9 protein-coding genes are annotated in these 21,503 nt (G+C 71.9%); 8 read left to right on the top strand and 1 reads right to left on the bottom strand.

Annotation, left to right across the window (positions count from 1 at the left end; genetic code table 11):
- Positions 1–118: 118 nt before the first annotated feature.
- Complete coding sequence (locus tag AB0937_RS34810) at positions 119–1,066, bottom strand: methionyl-tRNA formyltransferase (protein WP_366717598.1); 948 nt, start codon at positions 1,064–1,066, stop codon at positions 119–121.
- Positions 1,067–1,317: 251 nt separating this feature from the next.
- On the opposite strand from AB0937_RS34810, the gene AB0937_RS34805 reads away from it, so the two are divergent.
- From AB0937_RS34805 to AB0937_RS34770, 8 genes are all read left to right on the top strand, one after another.
- Positions 1,318–2,673 carry a lysine N(6)-hydroxylase/L-ornithine N(5)-oxygenase family protein gene (locus AB0937_RS34805; RefSeq protein ID WP_366717596.1) on the top strand — a complete coding sequence of 452 codons (1,356 nt, stop codon included), beginning with the start codon at positions 1,318–1,320 and terminating at the stop codon, positions 2,671–2,673.
- 167 nt (positions 2,674–2,840) lie between these two features.
- Positions 2,841–3,902, top strand: coding sequence for an iron ABC transporter permease (locus AB0937_RS34800; RefSeq protein ID WP_366717594.1), 1,062 nt, complete (start codon positions 2,841–2,843; stop codon positions 3,900–3,902).
- Positions 3,899–4,960, top strand: a complete 1,062-nt coding sequence (locus AB0937_RS34795) for an iron chelate uptake ABC transporter family permease subunit (RefSeq protein ID WP_366717593.1) — start codon at positions 3,899–3,901, stop codon at positions 4,958–4,960. The genes AB0937_RS34800 and AB0937_RS34795 overlap by 4 nt, the downstream gene beginning before the upstream one ends.
- Positions 4,961–4,999: 39 nt before the next feature.
- Positions 5,000–5,857, top strand: a complete 858-nt coding sequence (locus tag AB0937_RS34790; protein WP_366717591.1) for an ABC transporter ATP-binding protein — start codon at positions 5,000–5,002, stop codon at positions 5,855–5,857.
- Between the two features lie 88 nt (positions 5,858–5,945).
- Entirely contained in the window at positions 5,946–7,004 is a 1,059-nt protein-coding gene (locus AB0937_RS34785) for an iron-siderophore ABC transporter substrate-binding protein (RefSeq protein WP_366717589.1), read from the top strand.
- A gap of 3 nt (positions 7,005–7,007) precedes the next feature.
- The gene (locus tag AB0937_RS34780; RefSeq protein ID WP_366717587.1) at positions 7,008–8,795 is read left to right on the top strand and encodes an ABC transporter ATP-binding protein; all 1,788 of its coding nucleotides are present in this window, start codon (positions 7,008–7,010) and stop codon (positions 8,793–8,795) included.
- A gap of 53 nt (positions 8,796–8,848) precedes the next feature.
- On the top strand, positions 8,849–19,750 hold the full coding sequence (locus tag AB0937_RS34775; RefSeq protein ID WP_366717585.1) for an amino acid adenylation domain-containing protein: 10,902 nt from the start codon (positions 8,849–8,851) through the stop codon (positions 19,748–19,750).
- Positions 19,740–21,440, top strand: a complete 1,701-nt coding sequence (locus tag AB0937_RS34770; RefSeq protein ID WP_366717583.1) for an ABC transporter ATP-binding protein — start codon at positions 19,740–19,742, stop codon at positions 21,438–21,440. Before AB0937_RS34775 ends, AB0937_RS34770 begins: the two co-directional genes overlap by 11 nt.
- Positions 21,441–21,503 lie beyond the last annotated feature (63 nt).

The following is a 21,503-nucleotide window of genomic DNA, read 5'->3' as shown; positions in this document are numbered from 1 at the left end:
GGAGCCGGCGCCCGGCCCGCACGAGGAGCCCGGGGAGCCGGGGCTGCGGGCCTGGCTGGTGACGCGGTTGCGGGAGCGGGCCACCTGGCGGGAGCGGGACCGTACCGAAGCCGACGGGTCAGGGACGGGTGGTGAGGTAGCCGCCCATGGAGGTGAAGTACTCGGTCGCGGGCAGCTCCCGGCCGTCCTCGGTGCGCACGCGGGTGATGGCCAGGCCGTGGTTGCGTCCCGTACGGGCGTCGGCGCCTGCGACGATCACCACGCCCTCGCCCTCGCGGTAGAAGATCCGGCCGGGCGTGCCGCCGTAGCGGCCCTCGGAGACGAACGAAGCCAGGACCTCGAGCCGCCTGCCCCAGTGGAAGGTGTAGGCGCTCGGGTACGGCTCGGACTGGGCGCGCACCAGGCGCTCCAGGTCCTCGGCCGGCCAGCTCCAGTCGATGCGGCTGTCCTCGTCGGCGCGCTTGTGGAAGAAGGACGCCCGGGAGCGGTCCTGCTTGGTGAACTCGGTCTGTCCCGAGGCGATCAGCCGGAGCGCGCCGATGGTGACGGGGGCGATGAGGTCGACGGTCTTGTGGAAGAGGTCGGTCGCGGTGTCCGTCGGGCCGACCGGCACCGCCTCCTGCCGGACGATGTCACCGGCGTCGAGTTCGTCGTTCATCATGTGCGCCGTGACGCCGACTTCCGGCTCGCCGTTGATGAGCGCCCAGATCAGCGGGGAGAACCCGGCGTACTTCGGCAGCAGCGAGTCGTGCACGTTCAGCGTGCCGTGGCGCGGCAGGCCGAAGATGCGCGGGGGGATCCAGGTGCGCCAGTTGTTGGCCACGATGATGTCCGGGGCGGCCTCCTCGAGGCGCTCGAACAGTTCGTCGTCGTCGGGGCGGTTGCGGATCAGCACCGGGACGCCGTGCTCCTCGGCGAGGTCGGCGACCGAGTCGCTCCAGATCTTCTCGTAGGCGTGGTCGCTCTTGGGGTGGGTCACCACCAGCACCACGTCGTGCTCGGACTCCAGGAGGGCTTGCAGGGTGCGATGCCCCCAGGTCTGGTAACCGAACATGACGACCCGCATGGGGTTCCTCCTCAGAGCGCGATGGTGGCCGACGCAAGTAAAGCAAGGCTTACCTTAGTGCGCAACGGGCTTGCCAGATCGATCAGTTGACCTGAAGTGCCTCTATGGGGGTGTCCGTTTTGCCCTGTCGACACCTTCATCGGTTTAGCTTAGGCTCACCTAAGTTCGCTGGCGTGCCGCGTCGTTGGCATGCCCGCCTCCCCTTCCCTCCACACCTGACACGCGCGGCTGCCCCGCACGATGGGAGTGACATGTCGCAGGTTCTTCCTGATGACGCATCACCGGTCCACGACCTGATCGGTATCGGCTTCGGGCCGTCCAATGTGGCCATGGCGATCGCGCTCCGCGAGCACAACGCCCGCGTCGGCAGGCAGGAGGCCGTCACCGCTCACTTCTTCGAGCAGCAGCCCCGCTTCGGCTGGCACCGCGGCATGCTCATCGACGACGCCACCATGCAGGTCTCCTTCCTCAAGGACCTGGTGACGCTGCGCAACCCGGCCAGCGAGTACAGCTTCCTCTGCTACCTGCGGAGCAAGGGCCGGCTGATCGACTTCATCAACCACAAGAACCTGTTCCCGCTGCGCGTGGAGTTCCACGACTACTTCGAGTGGGCCGCGGCCCAGGTCGACGACATGGTCTCCTACGGCCACGAGGTCGTCGGCGTCGCGCCCGTGACCCGGGACGGCGTGGTCGACCACTTGGAGGTGACCGTCCGCTCGGGCGGCGGCCTCGAGATCCACCGGGCCCGCAACCTCGTCATCGGCACCGGCCTGCGCCCCCTCATGCCCGAGGGCGTGGAGCGCGGCGAACGCGTCTGGCACAACTCCGAACTGCTCGCGAGGGTCGATGAGCTGGAGGGCACCTCGCCTTCGAGGTTCGTCGTCGTGGGCGCCGGGCAGAGCGCCGCGGAGAACGTCGCCTACCTGCACCGGCGCTTCCCCGGGGCCGAGGTCTGCGCGGTCTTCTCCCGCTACGGCTACAGCCCCGCCGACGACAGCAGCTTCGCCAACCGGATCTTCGACCCGCAGGCCGTCGACGAGTACTTCGCCGCGCCGGAGGACGTCAAGCGCCGGCTGATGGACTACCACGGCAACACCAATTACTCCGTGGTGGACATCGACCTGATCGACGATCTCTACCGGCAGTCGTACCAGGAGAAGGTGCTGGGCACCGAGCGGCTGCGGTTCCTCAACGTCTCACGGCTCACCGACGTCAAGGAGACCCCGTCGAGCGTCCGCGCCACGGTGACGTCCCTCGTCACCGGCGAGGACACCGACCTGGACGCGGACGTCGTGGTCCTCGCCACCGGCTACAGCCCCGTCGATCCCACGAGCCTGCTCGGCGAGGTCGCCGACCGCTGTCTGCGCGACGACGAGGGCCGCGTCCGCGTCGAGCGGGACTGGCGCATCGCGACCGACCCCGCCCTGCGCTGCGGCATCTACCTCCAGGGCGGCACGGAGCACACGCACGGCATCACCTCGTCGCTGCTCTCCAACACCGCCATCCGGGTGGGCGAGATCCTGGACTCGCTCCTCGGCCGCGGGGCCGAGTCCGCCGCGGACCGGAGGCACACCCTCGCCGACGGCACGGGCAGCGCCGCCCGCTAGGCGTTCCGCCAAGGGTGCCGGGAAAACCGATCGGCCCCGGCGTGCCCGGGGTACACCCATCGGCCACCGCGCCGTCGTGGCCGCTCGCGCAGTTCCCCGCGCCCTTCGGGCGTCGCGGGAACCGGCCCGTCAACTCGCCCACCGCACAAGGGATAACGTACGCCGACATGGGCACGACTGCTGCAGTGGAGCGCCCCCCGGCCAGGGGCTCGACCCGGGTCCGCCGGCGACGGGTCGTGGGACTGGGCACCCTTCTGGTGCTCCTCGTGATCGCCGCCGTGCTGTCGCTGGCCGTCGGCGCACGGGCGTTGAGTCCCGCCGAGGTGTGGCACGGGCTGTTCGGCGCCCCCGACCCCGACCGGCGGCTCACGGAGATCAGGCTCATCGTCGAGACCGTACGGGTGCCCCGCACGGTCCTCGGGATCGTGGCGGGCCTCGCCCTCGGGGCCGGCGGGGCGCTGATCCAGGGGTTCACGCGCAACCCGATCGCCGACACCGGGCTGCTGGGCGTGAATTCCGGCGCCTCGTTCGCGGTCGTGGTGGCGGTCTCCGTGTTCGGGCTCGGCGATCCGTTCCAGTACGTCTGGTTCGCGTTCGCCGGGGCAGCCGTCGCCGGTGTCGTGGTCTTCGGGCTGGCGAGCATCGGGCGCGGGGCGGGCAACCCGCTGACCCTGGCCCTGGCCGGCCAGGGCGTCACGGTGTTCCTCGCGGCGATGACCACCGCCGTCGCGCTGTCGGACCGGGCCGCGCTGAACGCCCTGCGGTTCTGGAACGCGGGCTCCCTCGCCGGTGTCGGATTCGACGTCATCCGGCCGGTGACCCTGTTCATCGGCGCCGGGCTGGTGCTGGCTCTTACCACACTGCCCTCCCTCAACCTGCTCAATCTGGGGGACGACGTGGCCAGGGGGCTGGGCGTGAACATCGCGCTGAGCCGGACCGTCGGCATCACCGCCGTCACCCTGCTGGCGGGCGCCGCGACGGCCGCGTGCGGGCCCATCGCCTTCCTCGGCCTGATGGTCGCCCACGTGGCCCGGTACCTCACCGGGCCGGACTACCGCTGGCTGGTGCCGTACGCGGGCCTGCTCGGTGCCGTCGTGCTACTGCTCTGCGACATGGTCGGCCGACTGGTGGTGCGGCCGGGCGAGTTGGACGCCGGAGTCCTCGTGGCGCTGCTCGGCGCCCCCTTCTTCGCGGTGCTCGTATGGCGCGGAAAGTTCAGGAAAGCATGAACGTGACCGAGGTGAAGGCGTCCCTGCCGCCGGGCGTGCGGCTCGGCCGGATGTCGTTCGTCTGGCGGCCCTGGCCCCTGTGCGTCACGTTGCTGCTCGCGGCGGCGACGTTCCTGGTGTTCTGCGTGTCCATCGGCGTCGGGGACTTCCCCATCGGTCTCCCGCAGGTGCTCGCCACGCTCTTCGGACGGGGCGAGCAGGTCGACGAGTTCGTCATCATGGACCTGCGGATGCCGCGTGCCCTGGCCGGAGTCGTCGTGGGCGTCGCGCTCGGGGTGTCCGGGGCGATCACGCAGTCCATCGCACGCAACCCGCTGGCCAGCCCGGACGTCCTGGGGATCACTTCGGGCGCCAGCGCCGTCGCGGTGTTCCTGGTGACCGTCTCCGGCGGGACCGCCGCGGCGATCGTCGACTCCGTGGGCCTGTCGGCCGCGGCGCTCGCGGGCGGGCTCGGCACCGGTCTGCTGGTGTACTTCCTGGCGTGGCGGCGCGGCGTCGACGGCTTCCGGCTCATCCTCATCGGCATCTCGGTGAGCGCTGTGATGGAGGCCGTCACGACCTGGCTGCTGGTCACGGCCGACATCCGGGACGTGGCCCGGGCCCAGGCCTGGCTGGTCGGCTCACTGGAGGACCGCGGCTGGAGCGAGGTCTGGACGGCCCTGTGGTGCGGACTGGCCCTTCTGGCGGTCGTGTCCTGCGTCGCCTTCCAGTTCAGGCCCATGCACTTCGGCGACGACGTCGCCGCGGGCCTGGGCGTCCGGTACACCAGGGTGCGGGCGGTGCTGCTGCTGTGCGCGGTGCTGCTGGCCGGTGTGGCGGTGAGCGCGGCGGGCCCGGTCCCGTTCGTCGCGCTGGTGGCGCCGCAGGTGGCGATGCGTCTGGCGCGCTGCCCCACCCCGCCGCTGGTGGCTTCTGGCCTGACGGGTGCGTTGCTGCTGACCGGCTCGGACCTCGTCGCGCGCACGGCGCTGCCGGTCTCGGTCCCGGTCGGCGTGGTCACCGCCGCGATCGGCGGGCCGTTCCTGGTCTATCTGCTGGTGCGGGCGAACCTGCGGTAGATGTACAAGAGTCAGGTGAATCCGAGCAAGGGGGGACCCGTGGTCGCACAGTCCGTCACCGAGGCCGCGGCCGGCGGCGCTTCGCGGCTGGCAGCCCGAGGTGTCACGGTCGGCTACGGCGACCGGGTCGTCATCGACGAGCTCGACGTGGCGATACCACCCGGTGTGATCACCACGATCATCGGCCCCAACGGCTGCGGGAAATCGACCCTGTTGCGGACGCTGTCGCGGCTGCTGAAGCCGGCTCGGGGGACGGTCGTCCTGGACGGCGAGGACATCGGCGGCCTCAGGACCCGTGACGTGGCGAAGAAGCTCGGCCTGCTGCCGCAGACACCGGTCGCGCCGGAGGGGCTGACGGTGGCCGACCTGGTCGCCAGGGGCCGCCATCCGCACCAGAGCTGGCTGCGGCAGTGGTCGTCCGACGACGCCGACGTGGTGGAGCGTGCCCTGGCCATGACCGGCGTCTCCGACCTCGCCGACCGTCCGGTCGACGCGCTGTCCGGCGGGCAGCGCCAGCGCGTCTGGATCTCGATGACGCTGGCTCAGGGCACCGATCTGCTGCTGCTGGACGAGCCGACGACCTATCTGGACCTGGCGCACGCCCTCGACGTCCTGGATCTGGTGGACGACCTGCACGAGTCGGGCTGCACCGTCGTCATGGTGCTGCACGACCTCAACCTGGCCACCCGCTACAGCGACAACCTCGTGGTGATGCGGGAGGGCTCGATCCTGGCGCAAGGGCATCCGCGCGACGTCATCACCGCCGAACTGCTGTACGAGGCCTTCGGGTTGCGTGCCCGGGTGATCGACGACCCGGTCGGTGACCGGCCGCTGATCGTGCCGATCGGGCGGACCCACGTACAGCCGGGACACGTCCCGGCACAGGGAAGTCAGTAAGGCTAGGCTAACCTCATTATCGCGCGGTAAGGTTTGGCTGCCCTTAGGCAAGGGTGCAGTGAACTGGCGCGACAGCAAGGGGATGTGGATGCTCCTCCATCGAACGACGCCCGGGAAGCCATGGCGGCGGCTGGCGGCGGCACTGTCCGCGGCCGCTCTCGGCGTCGGTCTCCTCGCGGGATGCGGTTCCGGCTCGGCGGACACGGCGGACGACAAGGGCGAGAACACTCAGGCCGCGGCCGCCGGTGACTTCCCGGTCACCGTGGAGCACGCGTTCGGGTCCACCACCGTCGAGAAGGCGCCCCAGCGGGTCGTCTCCGTCGGCTACACCGACGACCAGACCGTCCTGGCCTTCGGGATCAAGCCCGTCGGCATGGTCGACCAGTACCCGAACCCGCCCGGCAAGAGCCCCGACATCAACACCCAGTGGCCGTGGGTCAAGGACAAGTGGGGCGACACCAAGCCCGAGGTCGTCATGAAGAACGGCGACTCCGGCCCCAACTACGAGAAGATCGCGGCCCTTCGCCCCGACCTGATCGTCGCGGTGTACTCCGAGATCGACAAGGCCGCCTACGACAAGCTCTCCAAGATCGCCCCCACGGTGGCCCGCACCAAGGGCGAGAAGGAACCCTTCAGTGCTCCCTGGCAGGACAACGCCCTGCACATCGCCAAGGCCCTCGGCAAGGCCGATGAGGGCCAGAAGACGGTCGACGACATCCAGGGGCAGCTCGACACGGCCAAGAAGGAGCACCCCGAGCTCGGCAAGCAGACCGCTGTCGCGCTGTCCTGGTACGAGAACTCGGTGGCGCCCTTCACCTCCACCGACGTGCGCGGCCGGCTCGTGTCGGGCATCGGCTTCAAGTACCAGACCGGAATCGACAAGGTCGCCGGGGGCAGCTTCTACACCAAGCTCTCGCCCGAGCGCATCGACCTCGTCGACGTCGACCACATCTTCGTCATCAATGACAAGGCCGACACCGAGGCGCTCAAGAAGTTCAAGCTGTTCGCCAACCTCGACGCCGTGAAGAAGGGCGACGTGTCCTACCTGCTCGACAGCGAGGGCCCCGCGGTCGGCGCGGCCATCTCCCAGGGCACCCTGCTGTCCATGCCGTACGCCGTCGGCGAGCTCGTCAAGTCGGTCGAGTAGGGAGTGAGCGCCACCGACACGCGCGTCGCCCCGGCGACCCTGCGTACGACGACCGGCCGCGAGGCCGCCCGATGGGTCGCGGACCACTGCCGCGCGATGCCCGGCCTGACCGCCGCGACCGTGCTCACCACGGTCGCGGGGGCGGCGCTCCAAGTGCTCCCGGTGCTCCTGCTCGGCCGGGTGGTCGACGCGGTCGTCGGGGGCGGGGACCGTTCGGTCCTGGTCACGATCGGGGTGCTCATCGGTGCCGCCGCGCTGCTCGGCGCGGCGGCCACCGCGGTGTCGACGTACCTGATCGGGCGGCTCGGCGCCGATCTGCTCGCGCGGCTGCGGGAAGGCGCCGTACGGGCGGTGCTCGGCATGCCGAGCACACGGATCGAGCAGGTCGGCCGGGGAGACGTGCTCTCCCGGGTCGGGGACGACGTGGCCGTCATCTCCAAGGGCATCCGCACGGCCGTCCCCACGGTGTTCTCGGCGGGCGTGCTCGTCGTCATCGCGACCCTGGGCATGTTCGGACTGGACTGGCGGCTCGGACTGGCCGGCGCGGGCGCGCTGCCCGCGTACGCGCTGGCACTGCGCTGGTACCTGCCCCGGTCCGCCCCGCTCTACCGCAGACAGCGCGTCGCCCAGGCCGACCGCGCCCAGGCGTTCATCAGCGGTCTGAACGGCATCGACACGGTCCGGGCCTACCGTCTGGAGGGCGCCTTCCGCGAGAAGGTCACCACCGAGTCCTGGCGGGTGCGTGAACTCGGTATCGAGGTGTTCCGGTTCTTCGGCCGGTTCGTCGGCCGGGAGAACCGCGCCGAGTTCATCGGCCTCGTCCTGATCCTCGTGGTCGGGTACGCGCTGCTGGAGGCGGACGCGGCCAGTCTTGGCGAGGTGTCGGCGGCCCCGCTGCTGTTCCACCGGCTGTTCACGCCGCTCGGCGCCATCATGTTCACCTTCGACGAGGCACAGAAGTCGGGCGCGAGTCTGACCCGCCTGGTCGGGGTGCTGGGGGAGTCCGCCGAGGAGCGGCTGGTCGGCGACGAGTCCGTCCCCGTGCCGCACGCGGGGGCCTGCCCGGTGACGGTCGAGGGGCTGACGTTCCGCTACCCGGGCGCCGAGGACCCGGTGCTGAGGGACGTGGACCTGACGATCCCCGCCGGCGGCTCGCTCGCCCTGGTGGGCGCCACGGGCGCGGGCAAGACGACGCTCGCCGCGCTGATCGCCGGCATCGGCACCCCCGAGGCCGGTTCGGTGCGCGTCGGCACGACCGATCTGGCCGACCTGGACGAGGCGGGGGCGCGGGCCCTGGTCAGCATCCTGACGCAGGAGACGCACGTGTTCTCCGGCCCGCTCGCCGACGACCTGCGGCTCTCCGCCCCCGGGGCGACCGACGCCGAATTGATGGACGCCCTGCGCACCGTCGGGGCCGAGGGGTGGGTCTCAGCCTTCCCCGACGGTCTGAACACGCCGGTCGGTGAGGGGGGTGAGCGTCTGGACGTCACCAAGGTCGCCCAGATCGCCCTGGCGCGGCTGGTGCTGGGACGGGCGCCGGTGGTGGTCCTCGACGAGTCGACCGCGGAGGCCGGCAGTGAGGGCGCCGCCGAGCTGGAGCGGGCCGTACTGGCCGCGTGCGCGGGGCGGACGACGCTGTTCGTGGCGCACCGGCTGACCCAGGCGATGGCGGCGGACCGGATCGCCGTGCTCGACGCCGGACGGGTCGTGGAGCAGGGGACGCACGAGGAACTGGTGGCTCTGGGCGGCCGGTACGCACGACTGTGGCGGGCCTGGCGAGAAGGTAGTTAGGCAACCCTTATTTAGGTTAGCCTAACTCCACATTCTGGAAGGGACGCTGAGTCTTGATGGAACCGCACGCTCGTCTCGCCCTGCTCTCCCCCACGCGCCTGGCCGATGTGCGCCGGCGGATCGGCGACCACCCCGACAGGACCATCACCGGGGCCTGCGCCATCGGCCTGTCGTACTGGGCGACGGGCAACAGCCCCGAAGGCATCGACCTCACGCCCGGCACGCTCTTCGCCGACGTCCTCGCCTGGGTCGGCAACGGCGGTACTCCGCCCGGCGGTTGGGACGTCACCCCCGACGGCCGCGGCATCACCGTCCCCGACGGAGTCACCCCGGAGGACGCGCAGGCGGCCCTGGACGACCTGGCCGACTTCCCCGACCGGCCGCTCGGCACCATCGGCCCCTGCGGCGTGGCGGACAGACTCCGCGTCCTGGCCGAGTGGAACGACAACCGGGCCGACCGGGACCGCCCCACCCTCGTGGAGATGTTCCTCCGGCAGGCGAGCGCACGACCGGACGCCGTGGCCGTCGTCGACGAGCACCGGTCGCTGACCTACCGTGAAACGGCCGAGCACGCGGCCCAGTTGGCCCACCACCTGCGCGCCCGCGGACTCCGCGCCGAACAGGTCGTCGGCATCTCCCTGACCCGCTCCGCCGACATGGTCGTCGGGCTGCTCGCCGTACTCCAGGCCGGGTGCGCCTTCGTGCCGCTCGACCCGCAGTGGCCCGCCGCGCGCCGGGCCGTGGTCATCGAGGACGCCCGGGTCGCCGTGCAGCTCAACGCCTCCGGCGCGCACGACCCGGCCGAACCGGACGCCGTGGCCGTCGACCTCGGCCACTGGCAGTACGGCTCGTACCCGGCCGAGGGACCCGGCGTCACCGTCCTCGGCGACGCGCTGGCCTACGTGATCTTCACGTCCGGTTCGACAGGGCGTCCCAAGGGCGCGATGATCCGGCACGAGGCGATCAGCGAGCGTCTGCTGTGGCAGGTGAACGAGATCCTCGGCTTCGGCACCGACGACGCCTCCCTGTTCAAGGCGCCGCTGTCCTTCGACATCTCCATCAACGAGATCTTCCTGCCGCTCGTCTCGGGCGGCCGGCTCGTCGTCCTGCGGCCCGGCGGCGAACGCGACCCGCACCACCTGCTGAGCGTGATCGCCGAACAGCGCGTCACCTTCACGTACCTGGTGTCGTCCATGCTGGACGTGCTGCTGGAGATGGCCGGCGACTCCGGCCGCCTGGACAGCCTGCGACACGTGTGGTGCGGCGGCGAGGTCCTCACCCCCGAACTGTACGAGCGCTTCCGCACCAGGCTCGACATCCCCATGTACCACGGCTACGGCCCCGCCGAGACCACCATCGGCGTCTCCCACGTCATCTACCGGGGCGCCGCGGAACGCCTGTCGACGTCCATCGGCAAGGCCAACCCCAACACCCAGCTCTACGTCCTGGACGACGAACTGCGCCCGTGCCCGGTCGGCGTCGGCGGCGAACTCTACGTCGGCGGCTTCCTCCTGGGCCGCGGGTACGTCGGCGCACCCGGTCTCACCGCCTCCCGCTTCGTCGCCAACCCCTTCGCCGACGACGGCTCCCGCCTCTACCGCACCGGCGACCTGGCCCGCTTCGCCCCCGACGGCTCGCTGGACTTCCTCGGCCGCGCCGACAACCAGATCAAGATCCGCGGCATGCGACTGGAGATCGAGGACGTCGAGGTCGGTCTCGCCGAACACCCGCGGGTGCGGCACACCTGCGTCGTCGCGCGGAAGAACGCGGCCGGCGGCACCTACCTCATCGGCTACGTCATACCCACCGCGGGCAGCGAGGACCTGCGGGCCGACGAGGTCAAGGCATGGGCCGGCACGCACCTGGTCGAGTACATGGTGCCCGCCCACATCGTGGTGCTGGAGGAGTTCCCGCTCACCGCCAACGGCAAGCTCGACCGGAACGCCCTGCCCGAACCCACCCTCGGGACGGGCACGTTCGTCCGCCCCGCCACCGACGACGAACGGGCCGTGAGCGCCGCGGTCGCGCAGGTGCTGCGCCTCGAAGAGGTCGGCGTCGACGAGGACTTCTTCCAGCTCGGCGGCGACAGCATCCTGGCGATCTCCCTGCTGAGCGCGCTGCGCGAACAGGGCCTGCACGTCACGGCACGGCAGATCTTCACCCACAGCACCGTGGGTGCGCTGGCCGCGGTCGCGAGCCGCGAGGACACCGCCCCCGTGGACCACGCCGACGTCGCCACCGGCACCGTCGTGGGCTCGCCCGTCGTGCAGTGGCTCGGCGAGACCACCGACGCCGTCGACGGCTTCGTCCAGTCGGTCGTCCTCAACACCCCCGCGGAGCTGACCGGCGACGCGCTCGACGCGATCCTCACCGCCCTCCTCACCCGGCACGACATGCTCCGCGCCAAGCTGGTGCGCGGCAGCCGCTGGAGCTTCGACATCCCCGGGGCGGACCGGGCCGAGCCCGGCTGGCAGCGCAGTGACCGGCCGCTCGACGAGTGCGTCGCCCTCGCCGCCGACGGGCTGAACCCCGACGAGGGCGTCATGCTCCGGGCCGTCTGGCGCCCCTCGGCACGCCAGCTCGTCCTCGTCGCCCACCACGTCGTCGTCGACGGCGTCTCCTGGCGTGTCCTCATGGAGGACCTGGCCACCGCCTGGCGCCGGTTCACCTCCGGTGAGCCCGTCGAACTCCCCCCGGTGGGCACGTCGTTCCGGCGCTGGACGCAGCTGCTGGAGCGCGCCGCGTTCGACGCCGACAGCTCGTACTACCGGCGCCCCCTGCCCGGCGACGACCAACCACTGGCGCACCGCGCCCTGTCCGAGACGGACACCGTCGCCCACGAGCGCCTGCGGACCGTCACGGTCGGCCCCGAGGTCACGGCCGCGCTGCTGGGCGAGATCTCCGCGAAGTTCCACGCCGGCGTCAACGACGTCCTGCTCACCGCCCTCGCCGTCGCCCTCGCACGCCGGCGCCGCGACCTCGGCCAGGACCAGACCTTCGCCCACATCGAACTCGAGGGCCACGGCCGCGAAGGGCGGTTCGTGGCGGGCCCGGCAGGCTTCGAACCCGAACTGTCCCGGACGGTGGGCTGGTTCACCACCCTCTTCCCGGTCACCGTGGACCCCGGCACGGCGGCCGACCTCACCACCCCCGAGTACCTGACCGCCGCCCTCAAGAGGGTCAAGGAGGACCTCGCCCGGGTCCCGGACAACGGCGTCTCCTACGGCGCCCTGCGCTACCTCACCCACAGCGAGTTCGACGCCCCCGCACCCCAGGTGCTCTTCAACTACCTCGGCCGCTTCGCCGCCGGCGCACCCGGCGACTGGCAACTCGCCGGCACCACCGGCCAGCTGGGCGAGAAGCGCGACCCGCGGATGCGCCTGCCCCGGGCCCTGGAGTTCAACGCGATCGCCGAACCCGCCGCCTCCGGCGCCTACGAGCTGGTCACCACCGTCTCCTGGCCCGACGGCCTGTTCACCGACGCCGACATCACCGCACTCGGTGACTACTTCCGCACGGCCCTGACCGGACTCGCCGCGCTCGACCAGGGCGGCCACTCGCCCAGCGACTTCCCCCTCGTCCCGCTCGCACAGTCCGACGTGGACGCCCTGGACGGCCCGGAACTGCGGGAGATCCTCCCGCTCACCCCGCTCCAGGAAGGCCTCTACTTCCACTCGGTCTTCGACGACGACTCGGCCGGCGCCTACGTGGAGCAGCAACTGCTCACCCTTGAGGGGGAGGTGGACGCCGACCGGCTCGCGACGGCAGCCACCCGGCTGCTCACCCTGTTCCCCAACCTGGCCGCCCGCTTCACGGCCCTCGCCGACGGCCGCGTGGTCTCCGTCCTGGAGCACGGCGCCGAAGCCCCCTTCACCACGCTGGACCGCCCCGGCATCACCGACGAGGAGATACGCGACCTCGCCGAACGGGACCGCCGCAGCGGCTTCGACCTGGCCACCGGCCCCCTCATGCGGTACACGCTCGTCCGCGCCGGCTCCGGCCGGAACGTCCTGGTCCAGACCGTGCACCACATCATCGCCGACGGCTGGTCCGTGCCCCCGATGCTCCGCGCGCTGCTCGCCGAGTACCACGCCCCGGGCAGCGTCCACCCGGTCGGCGGCTTCGCCGACTACGTGCACTGGCTCGCCGGACGCGACGCCGGCGAGAGCGACCGCGTCTGGCGCGAGGAACTCGCCGGACTGCCCGGCCCCTCACTCGTGGCCGAAGGACACACACCCTCGGACCGGTTCGCCGACCTGGCCGTGGAACCCGATGCCGACATCGACGCCGCCGCCCGCGAGTCCGGCGTGCCGCTGAGCGTCGCCGTGCACAGCGCCTGGGCCGTCACCCTGGGCGGCATCCTCCACAGCCGGGACGTCGTGTTCGGCTCCACGGTCTCCGGCCGCGACGCCGAGGTCCCCGGCATCGGCGACATGGTGGGCCTCTTCATCAACACCGTCCCCGTACGCGCCCGTTGGGCCCCCGACTCCACCGCGGACGACCTGCTCACCGCCGTACGCGACCACCAGAGCACCGTCCTGCCGCACCAGCACGTGTCCCTGGCGCGCATCGGCCGGCAGGCCGGCGCCGGCCCGCTCTTCGACACGCTCGTGGTGTTCGACGTGGCCACCGACGTGACCTCGCTCCGGAGCCCCGGCGACACACTCACCATCACGGCCCTCACCAACGAAGGCGCCCCGCACTACCCCCTCACGCTCGTGGTCGAGCGCGCCCTCGACGGCCGCCCGCGCTTCAACCTCGTCCACGACGGCGAACTGCTCGGCGAGCCGACCGCCCGGGGCATCCTGCGCACCTTCACCCGGAACCTGAGCGCCCTGCTCACCCGCCCGGACGCCCGGATCGACGACCTGACGCCCGAGGGCGAGCGGCGGCCCGCGCCGGTCACCCCGACCACCCTGGGCGCATTGTTCGACACCGCCGCCCGCCGCGACCCGGCCGCGACGGCCGTCACCCAGTGCGCCCTCGACGGCACCACCCGGTCCCTGACCTACGGCGAGCTGTCCGACGCGAAGAACGACTTGGCCGCCGTCCTGCGCGCGGCCGGAGTCGGCCCGGGCAAGCGGGTCGCCGTGGCCGTCCCGCGCTCCCTGGAACAGGTCGTCGCCCTGGTCGCGATCGTCGCCGCGGGCGGCGCGTACGTCCCGCTCGACCTGGCCTACCCGGACGAACGGCTGGAGTACGTCCTCGGCGACGCGGCCCCGCAGGCCGTCCTCGTGGACCGCGACCAGCGCGACCGCTTCACGGACCTCCTGGCCCGGGCCGGAGTGCGGGCCCAGGTGCTGGTCCAGGGCGACGAGCACCCGCCCGCCCGCACGGAGCCCGTCTCCGAGCCCGACTGGCACACCCCCGCCTACGTCATCTACACCTCCGGGTCTACGGGCCGCCCCAAGGGCGTCGTGGTCCCGCACTCCAGCGTGGTGTCGCTGCTGGTGAACACCCGGCCGGACATGGACTTCGGCCCGCGGGACGTCTGGGTCCAGTTCCACTCCTTCTCCTTCGACTTCGCCGTCTGGGAGCTGTGGGGCGCGCTGGCGCACGGCGGTGAGCTGCTGGTGCCCGAGTACGGGCTGACGCGCTCCCCGGTCGACTTCCACCGCCTGGTCCGCGAGCGCGGCGTGACGGTGCTCAACCAGACCCCGTCCGCCTTCTACCAGTTCATCGAGGCCGACCGCCTCGCCGGCGCACCACTGCCCGCACTGCGCCGGATCGTCTTCGGCGGCGAGGCACTGGACCTCGCACGGCTGCGCGGCTGGGTCGAACGGCACGGCACGACCGCCCCCGAGCTGGTCAACATGTACGGCATCACCGAGACCACCGTCCACGTCACCCACCGGGTCCTCACCGACGAGGACTTCGCCCCCGGCGACGACGTCAGCCCCATCGGCGCCCCGCTCCCCGCCCTGGCCACCTACCTCCTCGACGACCGGCTCCGCCCGGTGCCGCCGGGCCGTGAGGGCGCCATCTACGTCGCCGGCGACCAGGTGTCGCTCGGCTACCTGGGCAGGCCCGGGCTCACGGCGGGCCGCTTCGTGGCCGATCCGTTCGCGGCCGACGGCTCCCGCATGTACCACACGGGCGACCTCGCGATCCGCACGCTCGACGGCGAACTCGTCTTCACCGGCCGCGCCGACGACCAGGTCCAGCTCAAGGGATTCCGCATCGAGCTGGGCGAGGTGGAGTCCGCGATCAGGGCCGTCGACGGCGTGACGGACGTGGCCGTGACGGTGGCGGACGGCGGGGATCACCTGGTCGCGCACGTGGTCGGCAGCGCGCCGGCCGACCTGACCGCCCGTCTGTCGTCCAGGCTGCCCGTCCACATGGTTCCGGGCCGGGTGCTGACGATCGACGCCCTGCCGTTGACGATCAACGGCAAGCTGGATCGAAAGGCCTTGGCGGAACGCCCGGTCAGGGGCGCGGGGAACCGCGCGACCAGCCACATCGCACCCGCGGACGAAACCGCCACGACAGCCGCACTCACCAAGATCTTCACCGAGACGCTGCCCGACACGGAAGTGACCCCCGACACCGACTTCTTCCGCGCCGGAGGCGACAGCATCATCGCCATCACGGTCGTGAACAGGGCACGGACACTCGGTCTGCCCATCGCCCCCAGGGACGTCTTCCTGCTCAAGACCCCCCGCGCACTGGCCGAGCACCTGGGAACGAACGCACCACGGACGACTGAGCGCCCCACCCATCGCGAAGACGGCCCACTGCCCCCCACCCCGATCATCCTCCGCCAACGCGAACTCGGCGGCTCCCTCACTCGTTTCGCCCAGGCCAGAACCCTCCAGGCCCCCGAGGGCACCGGCTTCACGGACGCCGTGCGCGCCGCGAACGCCGTGGTCGCCGCCCACCCGGCCCTGCGGCTGAGGCTCGGCACAGAGCACGGCGTGTGGACCCTCCGCACCGAACCCGCCCGCGAGATCCCCGTCGTACGCCCGGACGCCACCGACGCCACGGCCGTGGCGAACGAAGCAGCCGGGCAGCTCGACCCCGAGTCAGGGAACGTGATCGCGTTCGGCTGGCTGGAGGCCACCCGCACCCTGGTCGTCACCGTCCATCACCTCGCCGTCGACGCGGTCTCCTGGCTGATCATCCTGGACGACCTGGCCACGGCCCTGCGCGGCGAGCCTCTCGCCCCGCCGACCACCTCGTACGCCGAGTACGCCGAAGCCCTGACTCTCCGCTCGGCCCAGGACACGCACGACCTCGGCCGCTGGATCACGACCCTCCAGGCGCCCGAACTGCTGCCCGCGCCGGGCACACTGCGCGAGACCACGGTCGTCCTGGACCCCGACGTGAGCGAGCGTCTCACCCGCACCGCGCCCGCCGCACTCGGCATCGGTCTGACCGAGCTGCTGTGCGGTGCCCTGCGCGCCGCGCTGACCAGGATCCAGCCGTCGCCCACCGACCTCGCCGTCGACCTGGAACGGCACGGCCGCGTCCCGGCCCTCGAACAGCACGACTACACCCGTACGGTCGGCTGGTTCACCGCCGTCGCACCCGTACGGCTCACCCCGCACACCGACCCGGCCGCGGCCGCGCGCGAGCTCACCGAGCGCCAGCCGGACGAGGGCGGGCACGCGGCCTACGGCCGGCTCAGGTACCTCAACCCGCAGACGGCCCCCCTGCTCACGGCCCGGCCGCAGGTGCTGTTCAACTACCTCGGCCGGGGCAGCGAGTCGCAGGCCCTGCACCTCACCCGAGGCGACCAGGGCAGCCCGTACGCCGTCGAGGTCAACGCGTGGACCGACGAGGCCACCGGGAGCCTGCTCGCCGAGTTCGTCCTCGCGGAGGGCGTCCCCGAGGAGCTCACCGAGCACTGGCGCGACGCGCTCCGGCACCTCGCGGACGCCGCGACGACGGCCGAGCGCACCGCCCCTGTCACCCCGCTCCAGCGCGGCCTGTTCTTCCAGGCCCAGATGGCGGGCTCGGCCGGACACTACGTCGCACAGAACTGGTTCACCTTCGACCGCCGACTGGACACCGACGCGCTGGCCGAGGCGATGGCCCACGTGATCGCGCGGCACCCGGTCGTCGGCGCCGGCTTCACCACCGACGACGACGGCAACCCGGTGCAGGTCCTCAAGGCGGGCCGGCGCGTCGACGTCCGCACGGTCGACCTGGCGACGGACGCGGAGGTCGACGCCCTGCGCGCCCGGGACCGCGACACCGGGTTCGACACGGGCGAGCCGCCCCTGATCCGGCTGACGGTCGTCCACCTGCCGGGGAACCGGGACGGCCTGCTGCTCAGCTACCACCTGCTGCTGTGGGACGGCTGGTCCCGCGAGATCGTCCTGCGCGACCTGTTCGACGCCTACGGCGCCGTTCTCGCCGACGAGCCGCTCGACCCGACGCCCGCCACGCCGAGCTTCGAGGAGCACGCCCGCGCACTCGCCGCCAGGGACTCGTCCGTCTCGGAACGCTTCTGGACGGACCACCTCGCCGGCCTGCCCGGCCCGACCCTGCTCGCCGGGCCCGCGCCGGCCTTCACCGACGACCTGCCGAAGGCCCTCGTGCACACCCTGTCCGCCGAACAGTCCGACCTGGTACGGGAAGCGGCCCGGGTGCACGGCGTCACCCTGAACTCGGTGCTGACCGGCGCGTTCGGCCTGCTGCTCGGCGCGCACACCGGCCGCGCCGACGCCGTGTTCGGCGTGACCGTCTCCGGCCGCGAGGGGGAGGGCCTGTCCGGCATCGTCGGCGTGCTGCTCAACACCGTGCCCATGTGGACCCGGGCCCGCCCGTACGACACCGTCCGCGCCTACCTGTCGGCCGTCCAGGCGGTCCGGGTCGACGCCATGGAGCACGAGCACCTCGGACTCGGCGAGATCCAGCGTGCCGCCGGGCACGGCACCCTGTTCGACAACCTCTTCGTCCTGCAGAACTTCCTGGACATGGACGCGTTCGCCGCGCTGAACGCCCGGCACGGCATCACCTCGGTCAAGGCCGACGACTCCACCCACTATCCGTTCACCTGGGTCGTCACGCCCGGGGACCGGCTCACGGTCAAGCTGGAGTACCGCGACGGCGACACCGGCAACGCCCGCCGTCTCCTCGACGACTACCTGAGCGTGCTCGAGGAACTCTCCCGGACGACCGGGCACCTCGGCGCACTGAAGGGACTGGAACCGGCCCCCGAACCGGCCGCGCGCACCGACGTCGGCACGGACACCGTCGTCGACCGGTTCGACCGGGCGGCGGACCGCGACCCGCAGCGGGTGGCGCTCGTCGCCCACGGCTCGACGATGACGTTCGCCGAACTCCGCGACCGCAGCCGGGCCCTGGCGGGTGTGCTCGCCGCGCGTGGCATCGGGCCGGAGCGGACCGTGGGCCTCGCGATCCCGCGCTCCCTCGACTGGATCGCGGCGCTGTTCGCCGTCCTGCGGGTCGGTGCCGCGTACGTACCGCTGGAACTGGACCACCCGGACGAGCGGATCGCCGCCATCGTCGAGGACGCCGGGCCGGACCTGATCCTCACCGTGAGCGCCGTGTCGCCGCGGCTGACCGGCGAGCTGATCGAACTCGACCGGCCGCTCCCGGACGCCGAGCCGTACCGGACGTTCGCGCCCGACGACCCGGACCGGCTGCGCCACCCCGCGTACACGATCTACACCTCCGGCTCCACCGGGAAGCCCAAGGGCGTGGTGACCGAGTACGCCGGTCTCACCAACATGCTGATCAACCACCAGCGCCGGATCTTCGAGCCGGTGCTGGCCGAGCACGGCCACCGGGTCTTCCGGATCGCCCACACCGTGTCGTTCGCGTTCGACATGTCGTGGGAGGAGCTGCTGTGGCTCGCCGACGGCCATGAAGTGCACATCTGCGACGAGGAGTTGCGCCGGGACGCGCCCCGGCTGACGGAGTACTGCCTGGAGCACGGGATCGACGTCGTCAACGTGACCCCGACCTACGCTCAGCAACTGGTGGCCGAGGGCCTGCTGGACGACCCGGCACGGCGGCCCGCGTTGGTGCTGCTGGGCGGCGAGGCCGTCACCCCGACGCTGTGGCAGCGGCTCTCCGAGACCGACGGCACGGTCGGCTACAACCTGTACGGGCCCACCGAGTACACCATCAACACCCTGGGCGTGGGCACCTTCGACTGCGCGGACCCGGTGGTGGGCGTCGCCATCGACAACACGGACGTGTACGTCCTGGACCCCTGGCTCAGGCCGCTGCCGGACGGTGTGCCCGGTGAGCTGTACGTGTCCGGCATCGGCATCGCGCGCGGCTACCTGGGACAGCCGGGCCAGACCGCGCACCGCTTCGTCGCCTGCCCGTTCGGTGAGCCCGGCACGCGCATGTACCGCACCGGCGACCTGGTGGTCCGCCGGCCGGACGGCAACCTGATGTACCTGGGCCGCACCGACCAGCAGGTCAAGATCCGCGGCCACCGTGTCGAACTCGGCGAGGTGGAGGCCGTGTTCGCCGCGCACCCGGCGGTGCGGTTCGTCGCCGCGGTCGCCCAGCCCGACCCGCAGGTCGACGGCGCCCACCGGCTGGCCGCCTATTTGGTCCTGGACGGCGCGGATCTGGCGGCCGTCGCCGCCGAGGTGGGCGCCGGACTGCCGGACTTCCTGCGGCCCACGCACTACGCGCAGGTCGACGGCATCCCGCTGACGGTGAACGGGAAGGCCGACACCAAGGCCCTGCCCGAGCCCAAGCCGCTGGGCGCGCTGACCACGGCGGGGGAGCGGGGCCCCGAGACCGGGACCGAGACCGTGGTGTGCGAGTACTTCGCCGAGGCACTGGACCTGGACGACGACGAGGTGAGCGCCGTGAGCGACTTCGTGTCCCTGGGCGGACACTCCATGCTGGCGGTACGGCTCATCGGACTGCTGCGCCGCGAGTACGGTCCTGTGATCACCATCCGCGATCTGTTCACCCTGCGAACCCCGGAAGCGATTGCCCGCCACCTCGATGACAACTGACACACAGCGGCCCCGCCGAGGGTCCGCCATCCTCCGGACCGCCCTGCGCCGCAACCTCGGCGCCATGGCCTGGGGCACCCTCCTCATGGGTCTCTACCAGGCCGGGGAGACGGCCTTCCCCATCGCGCTCGGCCTGATCGTCGAGCACACGATGCGGGACGGCCGCAGCCTCCAGGCGCTCGCCCTGTCGATCGCCGCGCTGGCCGTGATCATCACGACGGTGTCGCTGTCGTGGCGGTTCGGTATGCGGATCCTGCAGAAGGCCAACACGACCGAGGCGCACCGCTGGCGGGTGAAGGTCGCCGCCTGCGGCCTTCAGCCCGTGGCCCGGGACGTCGACCTCAAGTCCGGCGAAGTGCTGACCATCGCCACCGAGGACGCCGACCAGACGGCCGACATCATCGAGGTGGTGCCGCTGCTGATCAGCTCGCTGGTGGCCGTGCTGGTCGCCGCGGTCGCCCTGGGCCTGGCGGACGTCCGGCTCGGCCTGCTGGTGATCGTGGGCACCGTCGCGATTCTGTCGGTCCTCAGCGTGATGTCGAAGCGGATCGGCAGCAGCACCCAGGAGCAGCAGGCCCGGGTGGCGCGGGCGGGCGCGAAGGTCGCGGACCTGATCACCGGCCTGCGCCCGCTGCACGGATTCGGCGGCAACCACGCGGCGTTCCGGTCCTACCGGCAGGTCAGCACCGAGGCGAGGCACCAGTCGATCACCGTCGCCAAGGTCAACGGCGTCTACGCGGGCACCGCGCTGGCTCTCAACGCGGTCCTCGCCGGCGCCGTGACCCTGACGGCCGGCTGGCTGGCGTTCGAGGGCCGCATCACCATCGGCGAGCTGGTCATGGCCGTGGGACTGGCGCAGTTCATCATGGAACCGCTCAAGCTGTTCTCGGAGATGCCCAAGTACGTGATGATCGCGCGGGCCTCGGCCGAGCGGATGGCGCTGGTGCTGTCGGCCCCGCCCGTCATGACGCCGGGCTCCGAACTCCCCGCCCCGGGCGGCGACCTGGAGCTCGACCGCGTCCGCCACGGCATCCTCGCCGACCTGAAGTTCCAGGTGAAGGCGGGCGAGTTCGTCGCCATCGCCGCCTACCAGCCCCGCGCGGCTGCCGACCTGGCGGCCGTCCTGGCCGTGCGGGTCCCGCCCGCCGCGTACGAGGGCACGGTCCGGATCAGCGGCCGGGAACTGGCGGACCTGTCCGTCGAGGCGGTCCGCGAGCACATGCTGGTCAACCCCTACGACGGGGAGATCTTCGCGGGCACCCTCCGCACGAACATCGACCCGTCGGGCACCAGCCGGACCGTCCCGGACGCCGTCGAGGCCTCCCTGCTGACCGACGTCGTCGCCCTGCACCGCGAGGGTCTCGACTACGGCGTCCGCGACCGGGGCGCCAACCTCTCGGGAGGCCAGCGCCAACGCCTCTCCCTGGCCCGCGCCCTGGCCGCCGACACGGACGTCCTCGTCCTGCACGATCCGACGACGGCGGTGGACGCGGTCACCGAGCAGCTCATCGCCCGCAACGTGGCGAAGCTGCGCCGGGGCCGCACCACGATCGTCATCACCGGCAGCCCGGCGTTCCTGGACGCCGCGGACCGCGTCCTGGTGCTGGACGACGGCACGATCACGGCGGAGGACACCCACCGCAACCTGCTGGCAAGAGACCAGGACTATCGCTCGGCGGTGGCACGCTGACCGTCGGGGCGCGGGGCTGTGTCGATGTGCGGCCTCCGCCGCGTGGGCGCGACCGGCTCCCCA

The organism is Streptomyces sp. NPDC047880, from assembly GCF_040706515.1.
In the GTDB taxonomy this organism is placed as follows: Bacteria; Actinomycetota; Actinomycetes; order Streptomycetales; family Streptomycetaceae; genus Streptomyces.
This window is presented reverse-complemented; position numbering and strand designations above follow the sequence as displayed.

Bases quoted from the DNA above. Each gene is read 5' to 3' on its own strand.
- AB0937_RS34770 (WP_366717583.1), top strand. From the start codon at position 19,740: ATGACAACTGACACACAGCGGCCCCGCCGAGGGTCCGCCATCCTCCGG.
- AB0937_RS34810 (WP_366717598.1), bottom strand. From the start codon at position 1,066: ATGCGGGTCGTCATGTTCGGTTACCAGACCTGGGGGCATCGCACCCTG.
- AB0937_RS34800 (WP_366717594.1), top strand. From the start codon at position 2,841: ATGGGCACGACTGCTGCAGTGGAGCGCCCCCCGGCCAGGGGCTCGACC.
- AB0937_RS34795 (WP_366717593.1), top strand. From the start codon at position 3,899: ATGAACGTGACCGAGGTGAAGGCGTCCCTGCCGCCGGGCGTGCGGCTC.
- AB0937_RS34805 (WP_366717596.1), top strand. From the start codon at position 1,318: ATGTCGCAGGTTCTTCCTGATGACGCATCACCGGTCCACGACCTGATC.
- AB0937_RS34785 (WP_366717589.1), top strand. From the start codon at position 5,946: ATGCTCCTCCATCGAACGACGCCCGGGAAGCCATGGCGGCGGCTGGCG.